At 41.9% G+C, this 18,762-nt stretch carries 17 protein-coding genes, 2 tRNA genes and 1 riboswitch; of the genes, 14 read left to right on the forward strand and 5 right to left on the reverse strand.

The window, feature by feature from the left end; genetic code table 11:
* The first annotated feature begins 23 nt into the window (after positions 1–23).
* The 9 genes from gnd (at position 24) to I6H64_RS01600 (ending at position 10,970) form a co-directional block, all read left to right on the forward strand.
* A complete protein-coding gene (gene gnd / locus I6H64_RS01560) occupies positions 24–926 on the forward strand; it encodes a phosphogluconate dehydrogenase (NAD(+)-dependent, decarboxylating) (protein WP_008841102.1) in 903 nt (300 codons plus the stop codon).
* A gap of 3 nt (positions 927–929) precedes the next feature.
* Complete coding sequence (gene gntK, locus I6H64_RS01565; protein ID WP_005917779.1) at positions 930–2,501, forward strand: gluconokinase; 1,572 nt, start codon at positions 930–932, stop codon at positions 2,499–2,501.
* A gap of 181 nt (positions 2,502–2,682) precedes the next feature.
* Complete coding sequence (locus I6H64_RS01570) at positions 2,683–4,035, forward strand: gluconate:H+ symporter (RefSeq protein ID WP_005917778.1); 1,353 nt, start codon at positions 2,683–2,685, stop codon at positions 4,033–4,035.
* A gap of 318 nt (positions 4,036–4,353) precedes the next feature.
* On the forward strand, positions 4,354–5,343 hold the full coding sequence (locus I6H64_RS01575; RefSeq protein ID WP_008841103.1) for an alpha/beta hydrolase: 990 nt from the start codon (positions 4,354–4,356) through the stop codon (positions 5,341–5,343).
* Positions 5,344–5,805: 462 nt separating this feature from the next.
* Complete coding sequence (locus I6H64_RS01580) at positions 5,806–6,450, forward strand: LysM peptidoglycan-binding domain-containing protein (RefSeq protein WP_004165473.1); 645 nt, start codon at positions 5,806–5,808, stop codon at positions 6,448–6,450.
* Positions 6,451–6,690: 240 nt separating this feature from the next.
* Positions 6,691–7,371 (forward strand): aggregation-promoting factor, encoded by a 681-nt coding sequence (gene apf, locus I6H64_RS01585; RefSeq protein ID WP_005917775.1) that lies wholly within the window; start codon positions 6,691–6,693, stop codon positions 7,369–7,371.
* A 202-nt stretch (positions 7,372–7,573) separates the two neighbouring features.
* Entirely contained in the window at positions 7,574–8,116 is a 543-nt protein-coding gene (locus tag I6H64_RS01590) for an SAV1803-related protein (protein ID WP_005917772.1), read from the forward strand.
* A 685-nt stretch (positions 8,117–8,801) separates the two neighbouring features.
* Positions 8,802–9,524 carry a response regulator transcription factor gene (locus I6H64_RS01595; RefSeq protein WP_005917769.1) on the forward strand — a complete coding sequence of 241 codons (723 nt, stop codon included), beginning with the start codon at positions 8,802–8,804 and terminating at the stop codon, positions 9,522–9,524.
* 3 nt (positions 9,525–9,527) lie between these two features.
* On the forward strand, positions 9,528–10,970 hold the full coding sequence (locus tag I6H64_RS01600; protein ID WP_008841105.1) for a sensor histidine kinase: 1,443 nt from the start codon (positions 9,528–9,530) through the stop codon (positions 10,968–10,970).
* Between the two features lie 197 nt (positions 10,971–11,167).
* Here the strand turns inward: I6H64_RS01600 and fba are convergent, their stop codons facing one another.
* Entirely contained in the window at positions 11,168–12,031 is an 864-nt protein-coding gene (gene fba, locus I6H64_RS01605; protein WP_005917762.1) for a class II fructose-1,6-bisphosphate aldolase, read from the reverse strand.
* A gap of 285 nt (positions 12,032–12,316) precedes the next feature.
* On the opposite strand from fba, the gene I6H64_RS01610 reads away from it, so the two are divergent.
* Both I6H64_RS01610 and I6H64_RS01615 read left to right on the forward strand, forming a co-directional pair.
* Positions 12,317–13,186 carry a GRP family sugar transporter gene (locus I6H64_RS01610; RefSeq protein WP_002832171.1) on the forward strand — a complete coding sequence of 290 codons (870 nt, stop codon included), beginning with the start codon at positions 12,317–12,319 and terminating at the stop codon, positions 13,184–13,186.
* Positions 13,187–13,455: 269 nt separating this feature from the next.
* On the forward strand, positions 13,456–14,808 hold the full coding sequence (locus I6H64_RS01615) for a glucose-6-phosphate isomerase (protein ID WP_002832169.1): 1,353 nt from the start codon (positions 13,456–13,458) through the stop codon (positions 14,806–14,808).
* Between the two features lie 66 nt (positions 14,809–14,874).
* On the opposite strand, the gene thiW is transcribed toward I6H64_RS01615, so the two are convergent.
* A complete protein-coding gene (thiW, locus tag I6H64_RS01620) occupies positions 14,875–15,390 on the reverse strand; it encodes an energy coupling factor transporter S component ThiW (RefSeq protein WP_008841106.1) in 516 nt (171 codons plus the stop codon).
* 111 nt (positions 15,391–15,501) lie between these two features.
* Positions 15,502–15,591: riboswitch (TPP riboswitch) on the reverse strand.
* 173 nt (positions 15,592–15,764) lie between these two features.
* Here thiW and I6H64_RS01625 point away from each other — a divergent pair.
* From I6H64_RS01625 to I6H64_RS01635, 3 genes are read left to right on the forward strand one after another with little or no spacing between them, the layout of a single operon-like run.
* On the forward strand, positions 15,765–16,394 hold the full coding sequence (locus I6H64_RS01625) for an NADPH-dependent FMN reductase (RefSeq protein ID WP_024863011.1): 630 nt from the start codon (positions 15,765–15,767) through the stop codon (positions 16,392–16,394).
* Positions 16,395–16,398: 4 nt separating this feature from the next.
* Positions 16,399–16,950, forward strand: coding sequence for an NADPH-dependent FMN reductase (locus tag I6H64_RS01630; protein WP_008841108.1), 552 nt, complete (start codon positions 16,399–16,401; stop codon positions 16,948–16,950).
* A 53-nt stretch (positions 16,951–17,003) separates the two neighbouring features.
* Positions 17,004–17,963, forward strand: coding sequence for an LppW family protein (locus tag I6H64_RS01635; protein ID WP_036685159.1), 960 nt, complete (start codon positions 17,004–17,006; stop codon positions 17,961–17,963).
* 118 nt (positions 17,964–18,081) lie between these two features.
* Here I6H64_RS01635 and I6H64_RS01640 read toward each other — a convergent pair.
* The 3 genes from I6H64_RS01640 to greA all read right to left on the reverse strand — a co-directional run bounded on the left by I6H64_RS01640 (position 18,082) and on the right by greA (position 18,757).
* A tRNA-Gln gene (locus I6H64_RS01640) sits at positions 18,082–18,154 on the reverse strand.
* 5 nt (positions 18,155–18,159) lie between these two features.
* Positions 18,160–18,232 (reverse strand) — tRNA-Glu (locus I6H64_RS01645).
* Between the two features lie 60 nt (positions 18,233–18,292).
* Positions 18,293–18,757, reverse strand: a complete 465-nt coding sequence (greA, locus tag I6H64_RS01650; RefSeq protein WP_008841110.1) for a transcription elongation factor GreA — start codon at positions 18,755–18,757, stop codon at positions 18,293–18,295.
* Between the last annotated feature and the right edge of the window lie 5 nt (positions 18,758–18,762).

Genomic DNA, 18,762 nt, shown 5'->3' on the forward strand with positions numbered 1-18,762 from the left:
ACGAAGATAAGCGAGGGGTTATTATGGAAATTGGATTAATCGGTTTAGGCAAGATGGGACTTAACTTAGCTAAGAATATGCGTGACCACCAAATTGAGGTGGTTGCTTTTGATCTATTTGCCGAGGCGCGCCAAGCGGCAACCAAGGCCCAAATTAAGACGGTTACCGATCTTCAATCTTTAGTAAAGGGACTAACGCAGCCCCGAATCGTTTGGTCAATGCTACCAGCTGGCAAACCCACTGACGATACAATTAAAGAACTCAGTGAGTTGCTAGACGAAGACGACGTGGTAATTGACGGTGGAAATTCGTTTTACCAAGATTCAATTCGTCACGCGGAAATTTTAAAGGAACGGGGAATTCACTTCTTTGATGTTGGAACCTCAGGTGGTAAAGCTGGGGCCCGGCAAAATGGTAACTTTATGATTGGGGGACCTCAAGCAATCTTTGCTCGAATTGAACCCCTGTTTAAAGCGATTGCCGCTGAAGATGGCTACTTGTACACCGGTAAAGCAGGTTCAGGACATTATTTAAAGATGGTGCATAATGGAATTGAATACGGCATGATGCAAGCAATTGGGGAAGGTTTCGAAGTTTTGAGTGAAAGTCAATTTGACTATGATAACGAAGCGGTTGCTAAAGTTTGGAACCATGGTTCGGTGGTCCGAAGCTGGCTTATGGAACTAGCCCAAGATGCCTTTAGTAAAGATGCTAACTTAGATGAAATTAAGGGTGTAATGCATAGCTCTGGTGAAGGAGCATGGACGGTACAAGAGGCATTACGGCTACGGGTGCCTACTCCGGTAATTTCGAGTGCACTGATGATGCGTTACCGTTCGGAAAAAGACGATACGATGACCGGAAAGGTAGTTGCGGCATTACGAAATGAATTCGGCGGTCATGCAGTTGACCATCAGGAAAAATAGGGGATGAAACAGATGAAGTACATGATTGGTGTTGATTTGGGGACCACCAGTACCAAGGTAGTTTTATTTGATTTAAAGGGAAAATCGATTGCGTACGCTAATAATCCATATCCTTTGTATCAAGAAACTCCGGACATGGCGGAAGAGGATCCGGAAGAAATTTTTGACGCGGTAATCAGTGGCTTGACGGAAGTAATGCGGAAAAGCCGGGTTGCGGCTGACCAAATTTCCGGGGTCTCATTTTCCAGTGCGATGCACAGTTTGATTTTAATGGATCAAAACGACCAACCGTTAACCCGGGTGATTACCTGGGCAGACAACCGGGCTAGCCGGGAAGCTGAAGAACTTAAGGAAAACGGCTTAGGTGCTAAGTTATACGCGCGCACCGGGGTGCCTACCCATCCAATGTCGCCAATGGTTAAGTTACTTTGGTTAAAAAAAGATCAACCAGAATTATTTAAAAAAGCTAAGCATTTTATTGGCATTAAGGACTACGTATTATTCCGCTTATACGGCAAATACGTTCAAGACTATTCACTAGCCAACGCAACTGGTTTGTTTAACATTTTTGAAAAGGATTGGGACAGTTTAGCCCTAGAAACCGTTGGAATCAGTCGGGAACAACTTCCTGAGTTAGTTACCCCAGAAGAACAATTAGTTGGGATGGACCGTTCTTACGCAGAGGTGACCGGAATCAATCCCGATACGCCGTTTATTTTAGGAGCCAGTGACGGAACCTTAAGTAATCTAGGGGTGAACGCCATTGATCCAGGAGTTTTGGCGGTCACAATTGGTACCTCGGGCGCGGTGCGGGTAGTGGTTGACCACCCGGTAGTCGATCCCCGTGGTCGCTTGTTCACCTATTACCTTGACGATAACAAATGGGTAGTTGGTGGACCGGTAAATAATGGCGGAATTGTTTTCCGGTGGGTTCGCGACCAGCTATTTTCTCCAGAAAAAATTACTGCAGAACAGATGCAAGTTAACTCGTACGAAATTTTAACTGACATTGCCGCTAAGATTCCTGCCGGCGCTGACGGGTTATTATTCCACCCGTACTTAGGTGGCGAACGGGCACCGATCTGGGACGCTAACGCCCGGGGCAGTTTCTTTGGACTTACGCGGCAACATACCCGAGCACACATGGTTCGGGCTGCACTAGAGGGAATTGTTTATAACCTTTACATGGTCATGCTGATGATCGAAGGGGTTGCGGGGAAACCGAAATCAATTCAAGCCACCGGCGGATTTGCGCGAAGCGAATTATGGCGGCAAATGCTAGCGGATATTTTCGAGCAAGACGTTAACATTCCGGAAAGTTTTGAAAGTTCAGCACTTGGAGCGGTTGTAATCGGAATGAAGAGTTTGGGAATTATTGACGACCTCAGTGCCGTTAAATCAATGGTGGGGGTTACACACCAACACCATCCTAACCAAGAAAACTTCGGGGTTTACCGGGAACTATTACCAATTTGGATCCGGTTGACGGACGAATTAGCAGGCGAATATGACAGCATTGCGGACTTCCAGCGCAAACACCCTAACCCTCACGCGCGAATTGCGGAAGAAGATTAATTGCCAAGGTAGGGCCGTAATTTAGTCAGAAATTTTAAAAAGTAGCAATCGTAAGCTACCAGCACCGCGATTCAAAAAACTGGAGACTGAATGAACTATTGTAAATAGGAAGCTTTTCAGTCTCCTGTATTTTTGAAAAAGCATGCAACCGCTTACCTAGTGCTGATAAGGAGTGAAAACAATGGAGTTTATAGTTCTAATTGTTGGAATTATTTTATTACTCACTTTAATTATTAAGTTTAAATTTAACACATACGTTTCATTGATCGTTACGTCAGTAGTCGTGGGACTGGGACTAGGAATGCCCGCAAGTAAAATCGCAGACACCATTCAAAACGGGATTGGTAGTCAGCTGGGCGAATTAGCACTGGTCTTTGGTTTTGGGGCAATGTTAGGACGGTTAGTTGCCAACGCAGGCGGTGCTTATCGCATTGCCCATACCTTAATTAATAAGTTTGGCCGGCGTTTCTTGCAAATGGCGGTAGTAGTGGCTTCCTTTATTATTGGGATTGCGTTGTTCTTCGAAGTCGGCATTGTACTCTTAGTTCCAATTGTGTTTGCAATCGCTACTGAAGCCGGGGTTTCAGTTCTCGCGCTAGGGATTCCAATGGCAACGGCTTTATCAGTTACCCACGGGTTTTTACCACCCCATCCAGCACCAACCGCAATTGCGGCAGTTTTGAATGCTAACGCGGGTAAGGTACTGCTTTACGGAATTATCGTGGCCATTCCAACGGTTTACGTTGCGGGAATTTTATTTACTAAGGTTGCACGTAAAATGGTGCCAAGCGCTTTTGAACGGACGGGTAATTTAAAGGCTTTGGGTCCCCAAAAGGAATTTAAGTTGTCAGAGACGCCAAGTTTTGGAATGGCGGTGTTAACCTCGCTATTTCCAGTAATTTTGATGGCCATCACAACGATTTATGACCTGGTGGTTCACAACGGGGTCACTCCTACACATCCAAACTTCTTGGACAACTTAATTAGTTTCATCGGTTCGCCAAGTATTGCAATGTTAATTTCCTTATTATTCGCAATTTGGTCAATGGGTTATCACCGTAACATTCCTAGTGGTGAGATTATGAGTACTTTAGAAGACGCGGTAAAGTCAATCGCGATGTTACTCCTCGTAATTGGCGGGGGCGGTGCCTTCAAGCAAGTTTTGATTGACGGGGGAGTGGGCGACGCCATTAAAACGGCGTTTGCTTCTTCAAGCATTTCACCATTAATTTTAGGTTGGCTAATTGCCGTGATTTTGCGGGTGGCACTAGGATCAGCTACCGTTTCAGCCCTCACCGCGGCAGGTTTGGTACTACCTTTGATGCAAGGAGCGGGAATCGATCCCGCACTGATGGTCCTTTCTGTTGGAGCAGGTAGTTTAGCAGCTAGTCATGTTAATGATTCTGGATTTTGGATGTTTAAAGAGTATTTTGATTTAACCGTTAAGGAAACTCTCCTAACGTGGACGATGCTCGAAACGGTAATTTCCGTAGTAGGCTTAGCAGGAGTCTTAGTTCTGAGTTTAGTGGTATAACGCGATTACAGATGGTACTCACGTTGAAAAATAATTACAATCTAAAAAAATAATTTAATAGGTAGAAAAATTAAAGGATTTGGTTAAAAATGGCCAAGTCCTTTTAATTTGCGTCAAGCCGACTATTTACATCAACAAAGGGTGTTTAGCAAAAAATCGTCATATTGTTGGAGACTACTATATAGGAAAGAAAGTTTTTGATAAGATGGATTTTAGAGTTAAAAACTACGTTATTACGGAACAATCAACGTAATTTAATAATCCAAAGAACGGTGGATAATTTATTTAGGATACAGTAGTAAAGTTAGGGGAGTAGGCATGAAGCTTTTTAAGCGCATCATCAAATATTTACTAATCTTAATTGGGGGAGCTGGCTTAGCGATTGTTATTGCAATTAACGTTTCTCCGAGACCATTCGTCTTCTTTTTAAATCACGCTGCAAAAGACGAAGCTGCAATTAGGCCACGCGCGTATCAGAGTTATCGGGATCAGATTTCCATTAAAAAGGATGTCAGATATTCATCGCAATCCGCTAAAAACACCATGGATATTTTCTATAAAAAGGATAACCGTACTAAACCAACGATTATTTGGGCGCACGGGGGCGCCTTTGTTGCTGGTGATAAGTCGGGAACCACTTACTGGGCTACTAAAATGGCGGCAAATGGGTATAACGTCGTATCAATTAACTATCCGCTTGCTCCGGATCGCCAGTATCCCACCCAAGTGAACCAGATGCGGGAAGCCATTCAATTCGTGCATCGTAACTATGCAAAACAATTAAATGTGCAAAAAGTAGTGGTCGGTGGTGATTCAGCTGGGGCCCACATTGCGTCTCAAGTAATTGCTGCGCAGTATAACCATCAGCTAGCTACTGCAATAAATTATCACCATTTGAGGGATGTAAAAATTGTTGGCGGATTATTATACTGTGGGCCGTATGATATTAAACAAATGGTAAATAAAAAGCACGTAGATACCATGACGAAACTTTTTGTTAATCAAGTCGGCTGGGCATACCTAGGCGACAAGGATTGGAAAAATTCGGCAAAGGGGCGGCTGGTTTCCACGGTGAATTACGTGAATAAGCAATTCCCACCGATCTTTATTACAGATGGTAATAATGGATCTTTTGAAGCCCAAGGAAAAGAGCTATACCATAAATTACGTGAGGAAGGAGTGGCTACGCAGGCGTTATTTTTCGGTAAAGAACGAAAAGTTAACCATGAATACCAGTTTGATTTGGATAGCCGGGCTGGTAAAGAATGTTTCGAGGATACACAAGATTTTTTAAAAAACTTAGATTAGCTGGTGGACCTGATTAGCCAGCGACCGTCTAATGCAATATAAATGGACGATGGATACAAGGTTTAGTACCGTGACATCTGATAAATTAGAGCGACTTTTCAAGGATTTTTAACTTCTTGGGAAGTCTTTTTTGGTTCTCTACCACGTTTTTTATAAAAATCCGCCTAGGAAGTCTTGTACAGAAAACGGTTTATTTATGGGGATTTAGGAGAAAAAAGGCAGAATCAAGGCTTTTTGCAAAAAAAATATTTCATTTTGCAAATATCTCTGAAAGGATGGAATCCTAATTTATTGGGGGATGACGGAGTTTTTATTACAAAATGTTACAGAATCTTACAAAATATCCCTATTTCCCAAAATATCCCAATATGTTTGTAATATAGGTTCGGTAAAGTAATAACCTGTTGAAACGAAAGAAACACGGACATGATTTTTTAAACATAAAGGAGATATTTAATCTATATGTCAATCAAAAGTAAATTTTCAAAACTATCTATTGCTTTACTTGCGGGTGCAGCAATCGGTGCAACGGCAATTACAAGTGGTAGTGCAAATGCGGACGAAATTTACACTGTAAAATCTGGTGACACTCTTTCAGAAATCAGCTACGCGTTTAACCTTAACGGTAACTACGATGCAATCGCGCAAGCTAACCACATTAAAGACGTTAACTTCATCACGGTTGGTCAAAAATTAGTAATTAAGGATAACGGAAGCATTCAAAAGGCTACTAAGTCAGAAATTAAGTCGCTTCCAGAAGTTGATAAAGATACTAATGCTGCAGCAGCTACTAAGCAAGCAACTCCTGCTAAGACTGCTACACCAAAGGCAACTTCTACTAAAACAGCAAGTTACAGTGGAAACAGCTCAGTATCTTCAGTTGCTAACGAAATGGCATCCCGGACGGGAGTTTCTGCTGCTAAGTGGCAACAAATTATCATGCGTGAATCTGGCGGGAACGCTAACGTATCTAACGCTTCTTCCGGAGCTTACGGTTTGTTCCAATTACTAGGTCACGGTGAACATGCTGGAATGTCAGTTGCTGAACAAATCAACATGGCAACTAACGTTTATAACGCACAAGGTTTATCAGCTTGGGGAGAATAAGCTGATAAATATCGGATCTTAAAAAATAATATTTCATTTTTGACAATTAACCCAAGCGTAAAAAAGCAATGATAGCAAGGCTAACGGGTCGGTTTGTTACAAAATGTTACTTAACTTTACAAAATTTCAGTGATTTATCAGAATTTGAAAATAGTTCTGTAATAATCATCGTGTAAAGTTACTGATGTTGAAACAAAGAAGAAGAAAAAAGTGTTTTTAAAAATAAGGAGAAATAATTAAATGTCAATTAAAAGTAAAATTTCTAAAATGTCAATCGCATTACTTTCTGGTGCCGCAATTGGTGCTGCTATGATTACTACCAGTGGTAGTGCTAGCGCTGATGAAATTTACACAGTAAAATCTGGCGATACACTCTCAGAAATTAGTTACTCATTTGGCTTAAACGGTGATTACAACACCATTGCTAAGGCTAACAACATTGCTGACGTAAACGTAATTTACGTTGGTCAAAAGTTGAAGATCACTAACGATGGTGACATTAAGCAAGCTACAAACAAAGATGTTCAACAACTTCCTGAAGTAAAGCAAAACACAAATGCTGCTGGCTCAAGCCAAGCACAAACAACACAAACTCAAGCACAAACACAAACTAGCCAAGCATCTGTTCAAAAGGCTGCTCCAGTTCGTCAAGCAAGCACAACTAACAACAATAGCTCATACTCATCAAACGCAACTGGCAACGAAGCTGCTGCTAAAGCTTGGATCGCTGCACGCGAATCAGGTGGTTCATACACAGCTCGTAACGGTCAATACATTGGTAAGTATCAATTATCTTCATCATACTTAAATGGTGACTACTCCGCAGCTAACCAAGAACGCGTTGCTGACAATTACGTTAAGTCACGTTACGGTAGCTGGAGTGCTGCTAAGAACGCTTGGGTATCACAAGGTTGGTACTAAAATAAAAATATTTATACGTTAAAAACTGGGAAAATAGTCCCAAACCATGGCAGAGACCAGAATTTCGTAAATTCTGGTCTCTGTTTTCGTTTAGAAGTGAAAACCTGGTTATCAAAGAAGGCACTTCAATGCTGAGATAGTAATGGTTGCTGGCTGTGCCCAGAAAAAACAATTTTAAAATAACCCGTTAGGAGATGCGTGGATGGATAAGGGATACGGTGTTAAACTTGCGTACTACGAATCGCTGTTGGAAAATAGCTACGCGGAGGCGGTAGCCAAGTTAAAAGAAAAGTATGGAACGGTGGAGGACGACTATTTTCGCGAGAAGTCTTATGAACGGTTTTTGAATGGGAAAATAAAATTCCCAGAAAAAGGAAATTTTTCAAAAACAGCGTTAGGTTTATATTGTCATCACGTAAATGAAAACCACCATGAGCATTTAGCGGATCTAGAATGGATAAAAAAATATCAGTACTCCTTTGAACTCCAGCAAAAAGAACAACTAGTTTATTGCGATCTATTCGAACACTTGCTTTTGCAGGCGCTAATTATGAAAGAAACTGGTAATCAGTTTGGAGAAGCGGAGTTTCGGGTGTTCTTAGCGCCGGATATTATTAACTTTTATTCGAGAAAATTGGAACCAAAAACAAAATGGAAAAAGGTAATTAAACAAAGGGCATTTTTACCTAGCGAGGAAACCGAGCAACTTTTAGATAAGGTAATGGGGTTTTTAGGGACGGTGTAAGATTTTCGAAATAGCATTACTCGATTGATAAACGGTGCAAGGCTATTTTGAATAGTAACGCTCGTAATTAAGAATTAAATTTAACCAATAATCACTAACGAAAATTATGACGAAATTATGTGTCAATTAATTTTTAGAGCAAGCATGATCGTCAGCAAATTTAATAATTGCAGAGGGAGACAGAAGCCAGGGGAGTTTGTGAGCACTAGCTAAAACATCGATCATTATGCCGAATTTGGGTATAATGGTCGATTTTTAGTTAAGCGGAATAAACTGCCCTTTGACGCAATTCTGGGCGTTATTAAAGCCAAAACGGTAAAATAATTTTTTTGAAAATTTTTGTCCTTGAAAGGATTTTTTGCTTTTTATAATTTGGTCCGGATTCTAAAAAGAAAATGCAGTGGAGAACGGTTTAGTAAGCCGTCTAATATAGTAGTTTAACGATAATGCTTGTATTCGGACGGTTTGCTTCAATTGAAGCCTTACATGGTCTAACTACCAAGTTGGCGGGAGTGTCCACTCGTTGAACGTTAAAAGCGACTTTTTTAAGGTGTTTTTGCGCCTTTGATTTCGTTATTATAAAAGGGGGGACGACTAAAGCTAAGGGTCTTTTTCCGTATTTTTCATAAATTTTTCGATTAAAAAGACTATACTGGGTGATGTAAATGAAATTGGAGGAATTTCAATGCAGATATTAATGATTGAAGATAATAAATCAGTTTCCGATATGATGGGGATGTTTTTCAAGAAGGAAAAGTGGAAAGTTACTTTTGCTTATGACGGAGTCAAGGCGTTAGAAATTTTTAAGGCGGATCCGCAACAGTGGGACATTGTTTTGTTGGACTTAAATTTACCGGGAAAAGATGGAATGGAAGTGGCGGCCGAATTACGGCGAACTTCACATACGGTGCCGCTAATTATGTTGACTGCTCGAGACTCTGAAAGCGACCAAGTATTAGGGTTAGAAATGGGAGCAGATGAGTACATTACTAAACCATTTAGTCCAATTACTCTGATTGCAAGGATTAAGGCGTTACATCGCCGGGTCTTGATGAATAAGCACAATAATAATGCGGAGCAACAGGCTGGTAAATTCGACGTGCGGACGGCGCACTTAAAGATTAGCACGGCGACCCGCGAAGTCTACCTAGATGGAAAATTAATTTCAGATTTGACGCCGAAGGAATTTGATCTACTAAAAACTTTGGCACAAAAGCCAATGCAAGTTTTCTCCCGGGAGCAATTATTACAAATGGTGTGGGATTACGAGTATTATGGTGATGAACGAACCGTGGATGCTCACATTAAAAAACTTCGGCAAAAACTTGAGGCAGTAGGTCCACAAGTAGTGCAAACGGTTTGGGGCGTTGGTTACAAATTTGATGATAGTAAAATTGACGAGGGATAACTAATGAAGTTGTTTTTTCAACAAATGATGGCCTTCTTAGCGGTAACCGTGGCGACGCTACTAATTGTTGGGTTAGTATTTATTCAATTTACACGTGATTCAGTTTACCGCACTAAGTGGCATTCTCTGCAAGAATATGCGGATAGCATTTTCCAGCAATCGGTAGTCCTTGACCCGCAAGATTCGTCGGTGACGACCGTTCGGGTAGATCAATTGATGGGGATGGAGCGCTTATTAAACAATCAGCACATTCATTTCACCATTTATACGGAAAATGGCGAACGGGTTAGCTATCCTAATGACAATACCGCGACGCAAATCAGTAAAAAACAGTGGCGGGAGTTGAACAAGGGCAATATTCTTCGTCAAGAATCCCGAATGGCGGTCGGGCAGGTAAAACATCGAATCACCATGACGGAGCTTAAAAAACCGTATTTTGACCGTCAAGGAAAGCTAATTTGTGTGATTGCGGTAGGCTCTCCCTTGGCAAACGTTCAGGCTGATATTCAACAGGTACAGAAGAACTTGTTAGTCACGTTTGGCTTAGCAATCCTGGTAGCAATCGTGGCTTCCTATTTCCTATCCCGGTACATGGTTCGCCGGATTCAAAAGATTCGTCAGGCGGCTCACCGAGTTACCGAAGGGGATTTTGAGGTGCAGCTGGATCCTGGTCGACAGGACGAAATTGGTGAGTTAAGTGCCGATTTTAACTTAATGACTAAGTCACTTAAAGAATCTAATGATGAAATTAAGCGTCAAGAAGAACGACGGCGAGCTTTTATGGCGGATGCGGCTCATGAAATGCGAACACCGTTAACGACAATTAACGGCCTCTTAGAGGGCTTAGAATACGATGCCATTCCGGAAGATAGTAAGGAAGAAAGCATTCGACTGATGCAAAGGGAAACTAAGCGATTGATTCGATTGGTTAACGACAACTTAGATTATGAACGAATTCGCACCAATAAAATTAAACTAGACTGCCAGATGGTTAACTTGAAGCAAGCTGTTCTCCGCGTGGTAGAACAGCTGGGCAAAAAGGCGGAAAAGGAAAATGACCAGCTTATAGTAGAGATGAATAGTGACGTGGTGGTGTACGCAGATCCCGACCGGTTGATTCAAATTCTATTCAACATTGTGCAAAACGGGATTCAATTTACCCAAAACGGCCAAATTACGGTGCGTGCGCAGAATGCAAGTAACGGAACCAATATTCAAATTAGTGATAACGGGATTGGAATGACCGAGGATCAAATTAAAAATATTTGGGAACGGTACTACAAAGCAGATGCTTCGCGGATCCAGACGAAAGGTGAATCTGGTTTAGGGATGGCAATTGTGCATGAACTAGTCCAAATTCACGGCGGTGAAATTGAAGTCTCGAGCGCGCCAGGCCGGGGAACCACCTTTAAACTGCATTTTCCTAAAGCTCCCGCAGATCAATAGGGGGTGGATTATAAATATAGAGTACGTTGCGACATCGTTAAAGGCAATATACCAAGGAGTTGGCGAGAATCTTTAGGTTCTTGGACAACGCCTTTTATTTTTGCTGCCATTTAGTTAAACAGTGGAGCTTGATTTTTGCGACAAAGAAAAAAGCCTGACGGATAAATCCGCCAAGCTTTTTAATTAAAGGCTTATTTTTACCACATTGAAGGAGTATTGAACCATTCAATACGTTCCTTAACAGTGTTCTTGATAGCTTCTGTACCAGAAGCAAGAACCTTACGAGGGTCAAATCCTTTAGGCTTCTTGTCATTGTCTTCTTCGTAGTACTTACGAACAGCTTCTGACCAAGCAATTTGTTGTTCAGTATTAACGTTAACTTTTGAAATACCCATTGAAATTGCCTTAACAATTTGTTCCTTAGGAATTCCTGAACCACCGTGCAATACAAGTGGTGTGTCGATAGCGTCAGCTAATTCTTGAAGACGATCGAAGTTCAAACCTTTCCAGTTTTCAGGGTAAACACCGTGGATATTACCAATACCAACGGCAAGGTAGTCAACACCTGTAGCTGCAAGTGTCTTAGCTTCTTCAACGTCAGCTAATTCACCAGCACCGATGATTCCGTCTTCTTCACCACCGATTGAACCAACTTCAGCTTCAACAGAAATACCTTGAGCATGTGCCAAAGCAACGATTTCTTTTGTCTTAACCAAGTTTTCTTCGAAGTCAAGGTCATGACCGTCAAACATAACTGAGCTGTATCCAGCAGCGATAGCTTCCTTAGCAGCTTCGTAGTTACCATGGTCTAAGTGCATGATAACTGGAACGGTGATGCCCATTGATTCTACTTCGCTTTCAACAAGACGCTTAACGGCCTTGTAGCCACCCATGTACTTAGCAGCACCCATTGATGATTGAATCAAGATTGGTGTGTGTGTTTCTTGACCTGCTGCTAGAATAGCACGAGTCCATTCAAGGTTATTTGTGTTGAAAGCACCTACAGCATAGTGGCCCTTACGAGCAGCTGCAAATGTTTCTGTACCATTAATAAATGACATAAAACTGGTTCCTCCCAATATTTTTATACAGACAAAGAGTTCTCCTCTTCGCAACACTTCTATTCTAGCACAAAACCTTAAAATTTTATACGAGTTTTCATAAAACTACTTGATTACTTTTAATGTATCTAATGGTTATTTTCATAACGAGTTTCAAAAAAATGGAAAATGAAGTATACCATTTTAATTTCAAAAAAAATGTTGGAATTCGTTTTCATAACTGGTACAATAATATTTTGTCTTATGAGAGAGACAGAGATTGATAAATATATAGGAGATATTGATATGAATATTTTACTCGCTTTAGTTCCCGCAATTATGTGGGGAAGTATTGGTTTAGTGAGTGGCCGCTTAGGCGGGAGTGCGTCGCAGCAAACGTTAGGAATGACGATGGGTGCGGTGATTTTCTCCTTAGTGACCCTCGTGATTTACCAGCCAACGTTAAACGGTAAGATTTGGATTGCTGGTTTGATTTCTGGCCTTTTTTGGGCAGTTGGGCAATTTAACCAGTTTAGTTCAATGAAGCACATTGGGGTTTCTAAGACAGTGCCAATTTCAACCGGCTTACAGTTGGCAGGGAACGCCCTTGCAGGGGTACTGATTTGGCACGAATGGACTTCCGGTAATATGATCATGGTTGGTACCATCGCGGTAATCGCTTTAATCGTTGGTGCGGCATTAACGTCACTAAAAGATAAGAGCGATTCCACGACGGAAAACGATGACGAAAATATGCCAGCCGGAATTCAAGCGCTGACAATTTCGACGATTGGGTACATCGGTTATACGGTAATCGTACGTTTTGCAAATGTTGATGCGAAGGCAATTATTTTCCCACAAGCAGTTGGAATGTTGCTCGGAGCTTTCTTATTTGTTTTCTTTGCTAAAGAAACGGATCAAATTGCAAAGAAACCAACGTTCTTAAACATTACGACTGGTTTGATTTGGGGAATCGGGAACATCTTCATGTTCTTAGCAATTCCATCAGTTGGACTAGCAATTAGCTACTCCTTAGCACAAGCTGGAATTGTAATTTCTACTTTCGGATCAATTTGGTTACTAGGCGAACGTAAGACCCATCGCGAAATGCAGTTCGTAATTATCGGCTCGATTTTAATTATTATCGGTGAAACGTTACTAGCAACATTAAAATAGAAATCTTAATATGAAGAAAACAGACTGGGATTATAAAATCCGCGGTCTTTTTTTATGCAATCATATAAAAATATGAGGAGTTTTTGCGTAGAATCCGATAAAAGATATAGACCAATTTTCTTTAGAAAAACTTAATTTTTAAAGTGACTTGCTGACGGGCGCTAATTTGTTTAAGGAAAATTTAACCGCTTCAAGTTGTCCAAAGTTCTTCAAAGTCTGGCAAACTATTGTATAATAGTAGGGAATTCTAAATAAAAGGGGTATTTAAAATGGCACACATTTCATTTGATAGTTCCAACGTGGCTGATTTCGTTCATGAAAATGAACTTGCTGAAATCCAACCAATGGTTACCGCTGCCGACGAATTAGTTCGCAAAGGTACTGGTGCAGGAAGCGACTTCCGGGGCTGGTTAGACTTACCATCTAACTACGATAAGGAAGAATTCGCACGGATTAAGAAGGCTGCTGAAAAGATTCGCGAAGACTCCGAAGTCTTTGTTGCAATCGGAATTGGTGGCTCATATTTGGGAGCCCGTGCCGCAATTGATTTCTTAAACAACACGTTCTACAACATGTTGACTAAGGAACAACGTAACGGTGCACCTCAAGTAATTTTTGCTGGTAACTCAATTAGTTCCACATACCTTGCAGACGTTTTGAACTTGATTGGTGACCGTGACTTCTCGATCAACGTAATTTCTAAGTCGGGTACAACTACCGAACCCGCAATTGCTTTCCGCGTTTTGAAGGAAAAATTGATTGCAAAATATGGTGAAGAAGAAGCTAAGAAACGGATCTACGCTACAACTGACCGTGCAAAAGGTGCTTTGAAGACTGAAGCAGATGCTGAAGGCTACGAAGAATTTGTTGTGCCTGATGACATCGGGGGACGTTTCTCAGTACTTTCTGCAGTTGGTTTACTTCCAATTGCCGTAGCTGGTGGCGACATCGATCAATTAATGAAGGGTGCCGAAGACGCAAGCAAGGAATACACAGATGCTGACGTTAATAAAAACGACGCATACAAGTATGCCGCATTGCGGAACATCCTTTACCGGAAGGGTTACACTACCGAATTGCTTGAAAACTACGAACCAACGTTACAATACTTTGGCGAATGGTGGAAGCAATTGATGGGTGAATCCGAAGGTAAGGACCAAAAGGGCATTTACCCTTCATCAGCAAACTTCTCAACTGATTTACACTCACTTGGACAATACATCCAAGAAGGTCGTCGCGACTTGATGGAAACTGTAATTAACGTTGAAAAGCCAAACCATGACATCGACATTCCTAAGGAAGCAGAAAACCTTGATGGTCTCCGTTACCTAGAAGGTCGGACAATGGACGAAGTTAATAAGAAAGCTTACCAAGGGGTTACCCTTGCACACAACGATGGTGGCGTTCCAGTAATGACGCTCAACATCCCTGACCAAACTGCTTACACGCTTGGTTACATGATTTACTTCTTTGAAGCAGCCGTTGCCGTTTCTGGTTACTTGAACGGAATCAACCCATTCAACCAACCAGGTGTTGAAGCATACAAGTCCAACATGTTTGCTTTACTTGGTAAACCAGGTTACGAAGACAAGACTGAAGAATTAAACGCTCGTTTAAAATAATTTTAAACTAGGCTAATATTTAAAAATCCTGATCGCAATTTAAAAATTGTGGTCAGGATTTTTTATTTACAGTTTTAATTTGCTAAACAGCTGTTGATATCGTAGAAAATGCGGACTTTTAAGCAGAATCTTAGTTAAAATGGTGCCCACTAAGCCGCCAAAAAGGGTCGCAGCGAGGAAACGCGGAGTGTAAATGAACCAATACAAGCCGTTACTACTGCCGGTGAATAAAATCATGATCGGATAGCTTAGCAGGGAGCCAATAATTCCGGTACCGATGATTTCCCCTAGCCAAGCGCCGCCGACCCGGTTAGTCCACCGGTAAAAGAGGGCGGAAAGAACGCCACCAAATACTGCGCCAGTTAAGGCGAGCGGGGGAATTCCCAGAATGAGCATCCGAATTATTCCGGTCATTAAAGTGATTGCGAATGCGTAAAAGGGGCCGACTAAACAGCCAATGATTACGTTTAGCACGCTCGACATGGGAGCCATTCCTTCAATCCGAAAAAGCGGGGAAGTAACTACGTCGATGGCAATCAGTAAAGCAGCGATGGCCAGTCGTAAAGTGGTTTTATTTTGCATGGTAATTCCTCCAAAATCAATTTTAGCTAGGGGTGCTGCTTAAAAAGCGGTCTCCCGCAAAGCAGGACACCGCTGGTTACATAAAATTAGTAAAAACACAATTATATGTAGCTTGGCTAATGCACTGCTCCCTGCGCTAATCCTAATTAGATCAGGTTCAATGGGTATGATCTCAGCCGCGTGGCACCCCAGCAATGTTAGTAGTTATTTGCTGACCAAGATACCACGTTTTTTAAACTTTGTAAATGGGGTTAACTTTATGAAGAATCGAATTCGTTAAAAAATGGGTTAAGCGTTTACATTTGGAGTCGTATAATGGTAATGAAGTGTAAAGCGGTTTGATAGACAAAGCTAATTTGGAGGAGGTTAGCGAAATGAAACAACTCGTTGCGATAGTGGGGACTAACGCACGGCATTCAACCAACCGGATGTTACTACAATATTTAAAGAAACGGTACGTACATCAAGCAGATATTGAAATTCTAGAAATTGCTGGTTTACCAATTTTTAAAAAGACAACAACTAGGGAAATTCCTCAACAAGCCCAGCAAATGGCAGAAAAAATTACCCAAGCAGACGGGGTGATTATCGGCACCCCAGAATATGACCATGCGGTGCCGGCCATTTTACTTAGCACATTAGCATGGCTTTCGTACGGCATCCATCCTTTTTTGGATAAACCGGTAATGATTACGGCTGCCTCTTACGGTAATTTGGGCGCCTCAAGAGCGCATGCCCAGCTCCGGCAAATTTTAGACGCACCGGAACTGAAGGCCCGGATTTTGCCTAGTTCTGAATTTTTGTTGGGGAATTCTTTACAAGCATTTGATGAACGCGGTGATTTAATTGATCAAACTAAGGTTGCCCAGCTAGATGGTTTGTTTGCCGATTTTTTGGCGTTTTTAGAGATTGCCCAGCAGTTAAACCATGCTCATCAAGCTAATGAAACCGAATTAAGGCAATTTGTGCAACAAAATGATGATAGTCCTCGAGAAGGGGTGTGATAGAATGAAACTCGTGGCAATTGCCGGATCGATTGGCGAACAATCATATAACCGAATGTTAGTGGAATATTTACGGCGACATTTTCAAAAAATCGTAACAATTGAAGTACTAGATCTGCGGGAAGTTCCCGTATTTAACGAGGATCAAGACCTAAGCGCATCCCCAGTTTTACAGGAGCTAAACCAAAAAATTAAGGCGGCAGACGGGGTGATTTTAGCCACCCCAGAACATAACCATACCATTCCCGCAGCTATGAAAAACCTCATTGAATGGTTTTCGTTTAAATTACACCCGTTTGATGGGAAACCGATCTGGGTGATTGGGGCGTCGTATTATAACCAAGGGACTTCCCGCGCCCAATTGCACCTGAAACAGATCCTAGAGGCACCGCACGTCAATGGGATCGTTATGCCGGGCAATGAGTTTTTGCTAAGTAATGCAAAAACAGCTTTCAATGAAGCCGGTGATTTACGGGATGCAAAAACAGTGGCTTTTCTTGAACAAATTTTGCAAAAGTTTCTTAAATTTGTGCGGGTGATTGAACAACTTGAGTAGCTTTTGCGCTTGGGATCCAGTATTAAAGTTTATTGAGTAGGAGTTTAGATTAAATGAATCAAAATTGGCAAAAGCCTTCCCCGAAACTAAATTGGGTGCGATTTTATTCGATAGTAACCATTCTGGTCTTGGTAACTAGCGTAGCGGGCTTAGAAATGTTACGGGTTAGCGCACACCAAGAAGTTGCGCAATCACAATCGCAACGCGGCCCAGTAAACAAAAAGGGTTCGGCTAAGCATCAACCCGCGACAAACCCACAAGTTCCAATGAAGAAAGCCGTCAATAAAGCGACCGCTAAGGGATTTGCTGAACAATTACGTCCGTTTTTAGCGAACACAAATGCAAAGGTTGCGGTGTATTCAAAACGAGACCACCAGCTTTATGAGGCAACCAATACCAAGCAGAATACTTTCCCTTCGGCAAGTATTATTAAAACCGACCTTTTAGTAGAACTGTTGCATCAGCGTCACCAAAAAGCCAGCGCTTTAACCACCGGAGAGCAAAACGCGACGGTACAGATGATTGAAAATAGTGATAACAATGCGGCCACGAGTATCTACAATGATATCGGCAGCGCGCGAGGTTTGGGGCAATTGTTTAACAACTTAAAAATGACTAACTCGACTGCGTTAGCAAGTGGGTGGGCGCTGACACCCACCACCCCCCGTGACCAAATTAAGGTGTTAAACAAGATTTTTTACGAGAACGGCTATATCTCAAATAAGTCAAAGGCCTATACTAAAAATTTGATGGCTAACGTTGCCGACGACCAAGACTGGGGAATTTCAGCAGGTTCCAAGTATGCTTGGCTAAAGAATGGTTGGAAACAGATGCCTAACGGGCACTGGATTGTTAACAGCATTGGTTACTTAGGCAAGGGCGATAACAGTTGCACCATTGCAATCATGTCAGAAGATAACCCTTCTTTGGAAAGCGGAGAGGCGTTATTAGAAAAGTTAAGTCAACAAGTTGGCGTTCAGCTAAAAATTGCGGGAGCTGAACGAAAGGTTTAGAAAGCGAAAATAAAATCCGTTGGCATTAAGCGTGTAAACCAAATGCCAACGGATTTTTTTGTGATCAAACAAAAAAGCTGTCATCCTCGCATCTTGAGGATGACAGCTTTTTAAATGATTGGCCATACTGGGTTCGAACCAGTAAATTACGGATTCAGAGTCCGCTGCCTTACCAATTTGGCGAATGGCCAATAAATCACCCGCACGGGGATCGAACCCGTAACTCCGGCTTGAGAGGCCGACGTCTTAACCAATTTGACCAGCGGGCAAATTACTATATTAATTTACACTAAATTTTGCATTTCGTCAATAAACTAAGCGAAAAATGGTTAATTAATTGCTAAAATTTCCACCTGATATTGCTCATCGGGGGCGTTAACCGTCACCACGTCATGAAGGTGGTGGTGTAGTAGGGCAGCGCCTAGCGGAGATTGATAAGAAACTTTTTGCTGGGCCACGTCGGCTTCGTGTTTACCCACGATTTCGTAAGTGACGGTGAAATCGTCATCCAAAAATCGGAGAGTGACGTTGCTGCCGAGGTCAATTTTAGAACGGTCCGCGTTTTCCACAATCTTGGAGTAGTTAATTTGCCGTTCCAGATACCGCAAGCGCCCTTCCATTCGGCGTAAATCCCGTTTGGCTGCACTATATTCCGCATTTTCGGATAAATCACCCAGTGCGCGGGCGTCCGCTAACGCCTTAATTAAGCTGGGGCGGGTCTTTTTTAAATCAGCAATCTCTTGTTGAATCTTTTGATATCCGGTTTTAGTCATCGGTACGAATTGGGGTTGCATATGCT

The sequence above is a fragment of the Pediococcus acidilactici genome (genome assembly GCF_016127815.1).
Taxonomy (GTDB): Bacteria; Bacillota; Bacilli; order Lactobacillales; family Lactobacillaceae; genus Pediococcus; species Pediococcus acidilactici.

Excerpts from the sequence above, each read along its gene's own strand:
- gnd (WP_008841102.1), top strand. The coding sequence starts at position 24 with ATGGAAATTGGATTAATCGGTTTAGGCAAGATGGGACTTAACTTAGCT.
- gntK (WP_005917779.1), top strand. The coding sequence starts at position 930 with ATGAAACAGATGAAGTACATGATTGGTGTTGATTTGGGGACCACCAGT.
- I6H64_RS01570 (WP_005917778.1), top strand. The coding sequence starts at position 2,683 with ATGGAGTTTATAGTTCTAATTGTTGGAATTATTTTATTACTCACTTTA.
- I6H64_RS01575 (WP_008841103.1), top strand. The coding sequence starts at position 4,354 with ATGAAGCTTTTTAAGCGCATCATCAAATATTTACTAATCTTAATTGGG.
- I6H64_RS01580 (WP_004165473.1), top strand. The coding sequence starts at position 5,806 with ATGTCAATCAAAAGTAAATTTTCAAAACTATCTATTGCTTTACTTGCG.
- apf (WP_005917775.1), top strand. The coding sequence starts at position 6,691 with ATGTCAATTAAAAGTAAAATTTCTAAAATGTCAATCGCATTACTTTCT.
- I6H64_RS01590 (WP_005917772.1), top strand. The coding sequence starts at position 7,574 with ATGGATAAGGGATACGGTGTTAAACTTGCGTACTACGAATCGCTGTTG.
- I6H64_RS01595 (WP_005917769.1), top strand. The coding sequence starts at position 8,802 with ATGCAGATATTAATGATTGAAGATAATAAATCAGTTTCCGATATGATG.
- I6H64_RS01600 (WP_008841105.1), top strand. The coding sequence starts at position 9,528 with ATGAAGTTGTTTTTTCAACAAATGATGGCCTTCTTAGCGGTAACCGTG.
- fba (WP_005917762.1), bottom strand. The coding sequence starts at position 12,031 with ATGTCATTTATTAATGGTACAGAAACATTTGCAGCTGCTCGTAAGGGC.
- I6H64_RS01610 (WP_002832171.1), top strand. The coding sequence starts at position 12,317 with ATGAATATTTTACTCGCTTTAGTTCCCGCAATTATGTGGGGAAGTATT.
- I6H64_RS01615 (WP_002832169.1), top strand. The coding sequence starts at position 13,456 with ATGGCACACATTTCATTTGATAGTTCCAACGTGGCTGATTTCGTTCAT.
- thiW (WP_008841106.1), bottom strand. The coding sequence starts at position 15,390 with ATGCAAAATAAAACCACTTTACGACTGGCCATCGCTGCTTTACTGATT.
- I6H64_RS01625 (WP_024863011.1), top strand. The coding sequence starts at position 15,765 with ATGAAACAACTCGTTGCGATAGTGGGGACTAACGCACGGCATTCAACC.
- I6H64_RS01630 (WP_008841108.1), top strand. The coding sequence starts at position 16,399 with ATGAAACTCGTGGCAATTGCCGGATCGATTGGCGAACAATCATATAAC.
- I6H64_RS01635 (WP_036685159.1), top strand. The coding sequence starts at position 17,004 with ATGAATCAAAATTGGCAAAAGCCTTCCCCGAAACTAAATTGGGTGCGA.
- greA (WP_008841110.1), bottom strand. The coding sequence starts at position 18,757 with ATGCAACCCCAATTCGTACCGATGACTAAAACCGGATATCAAAAGATT.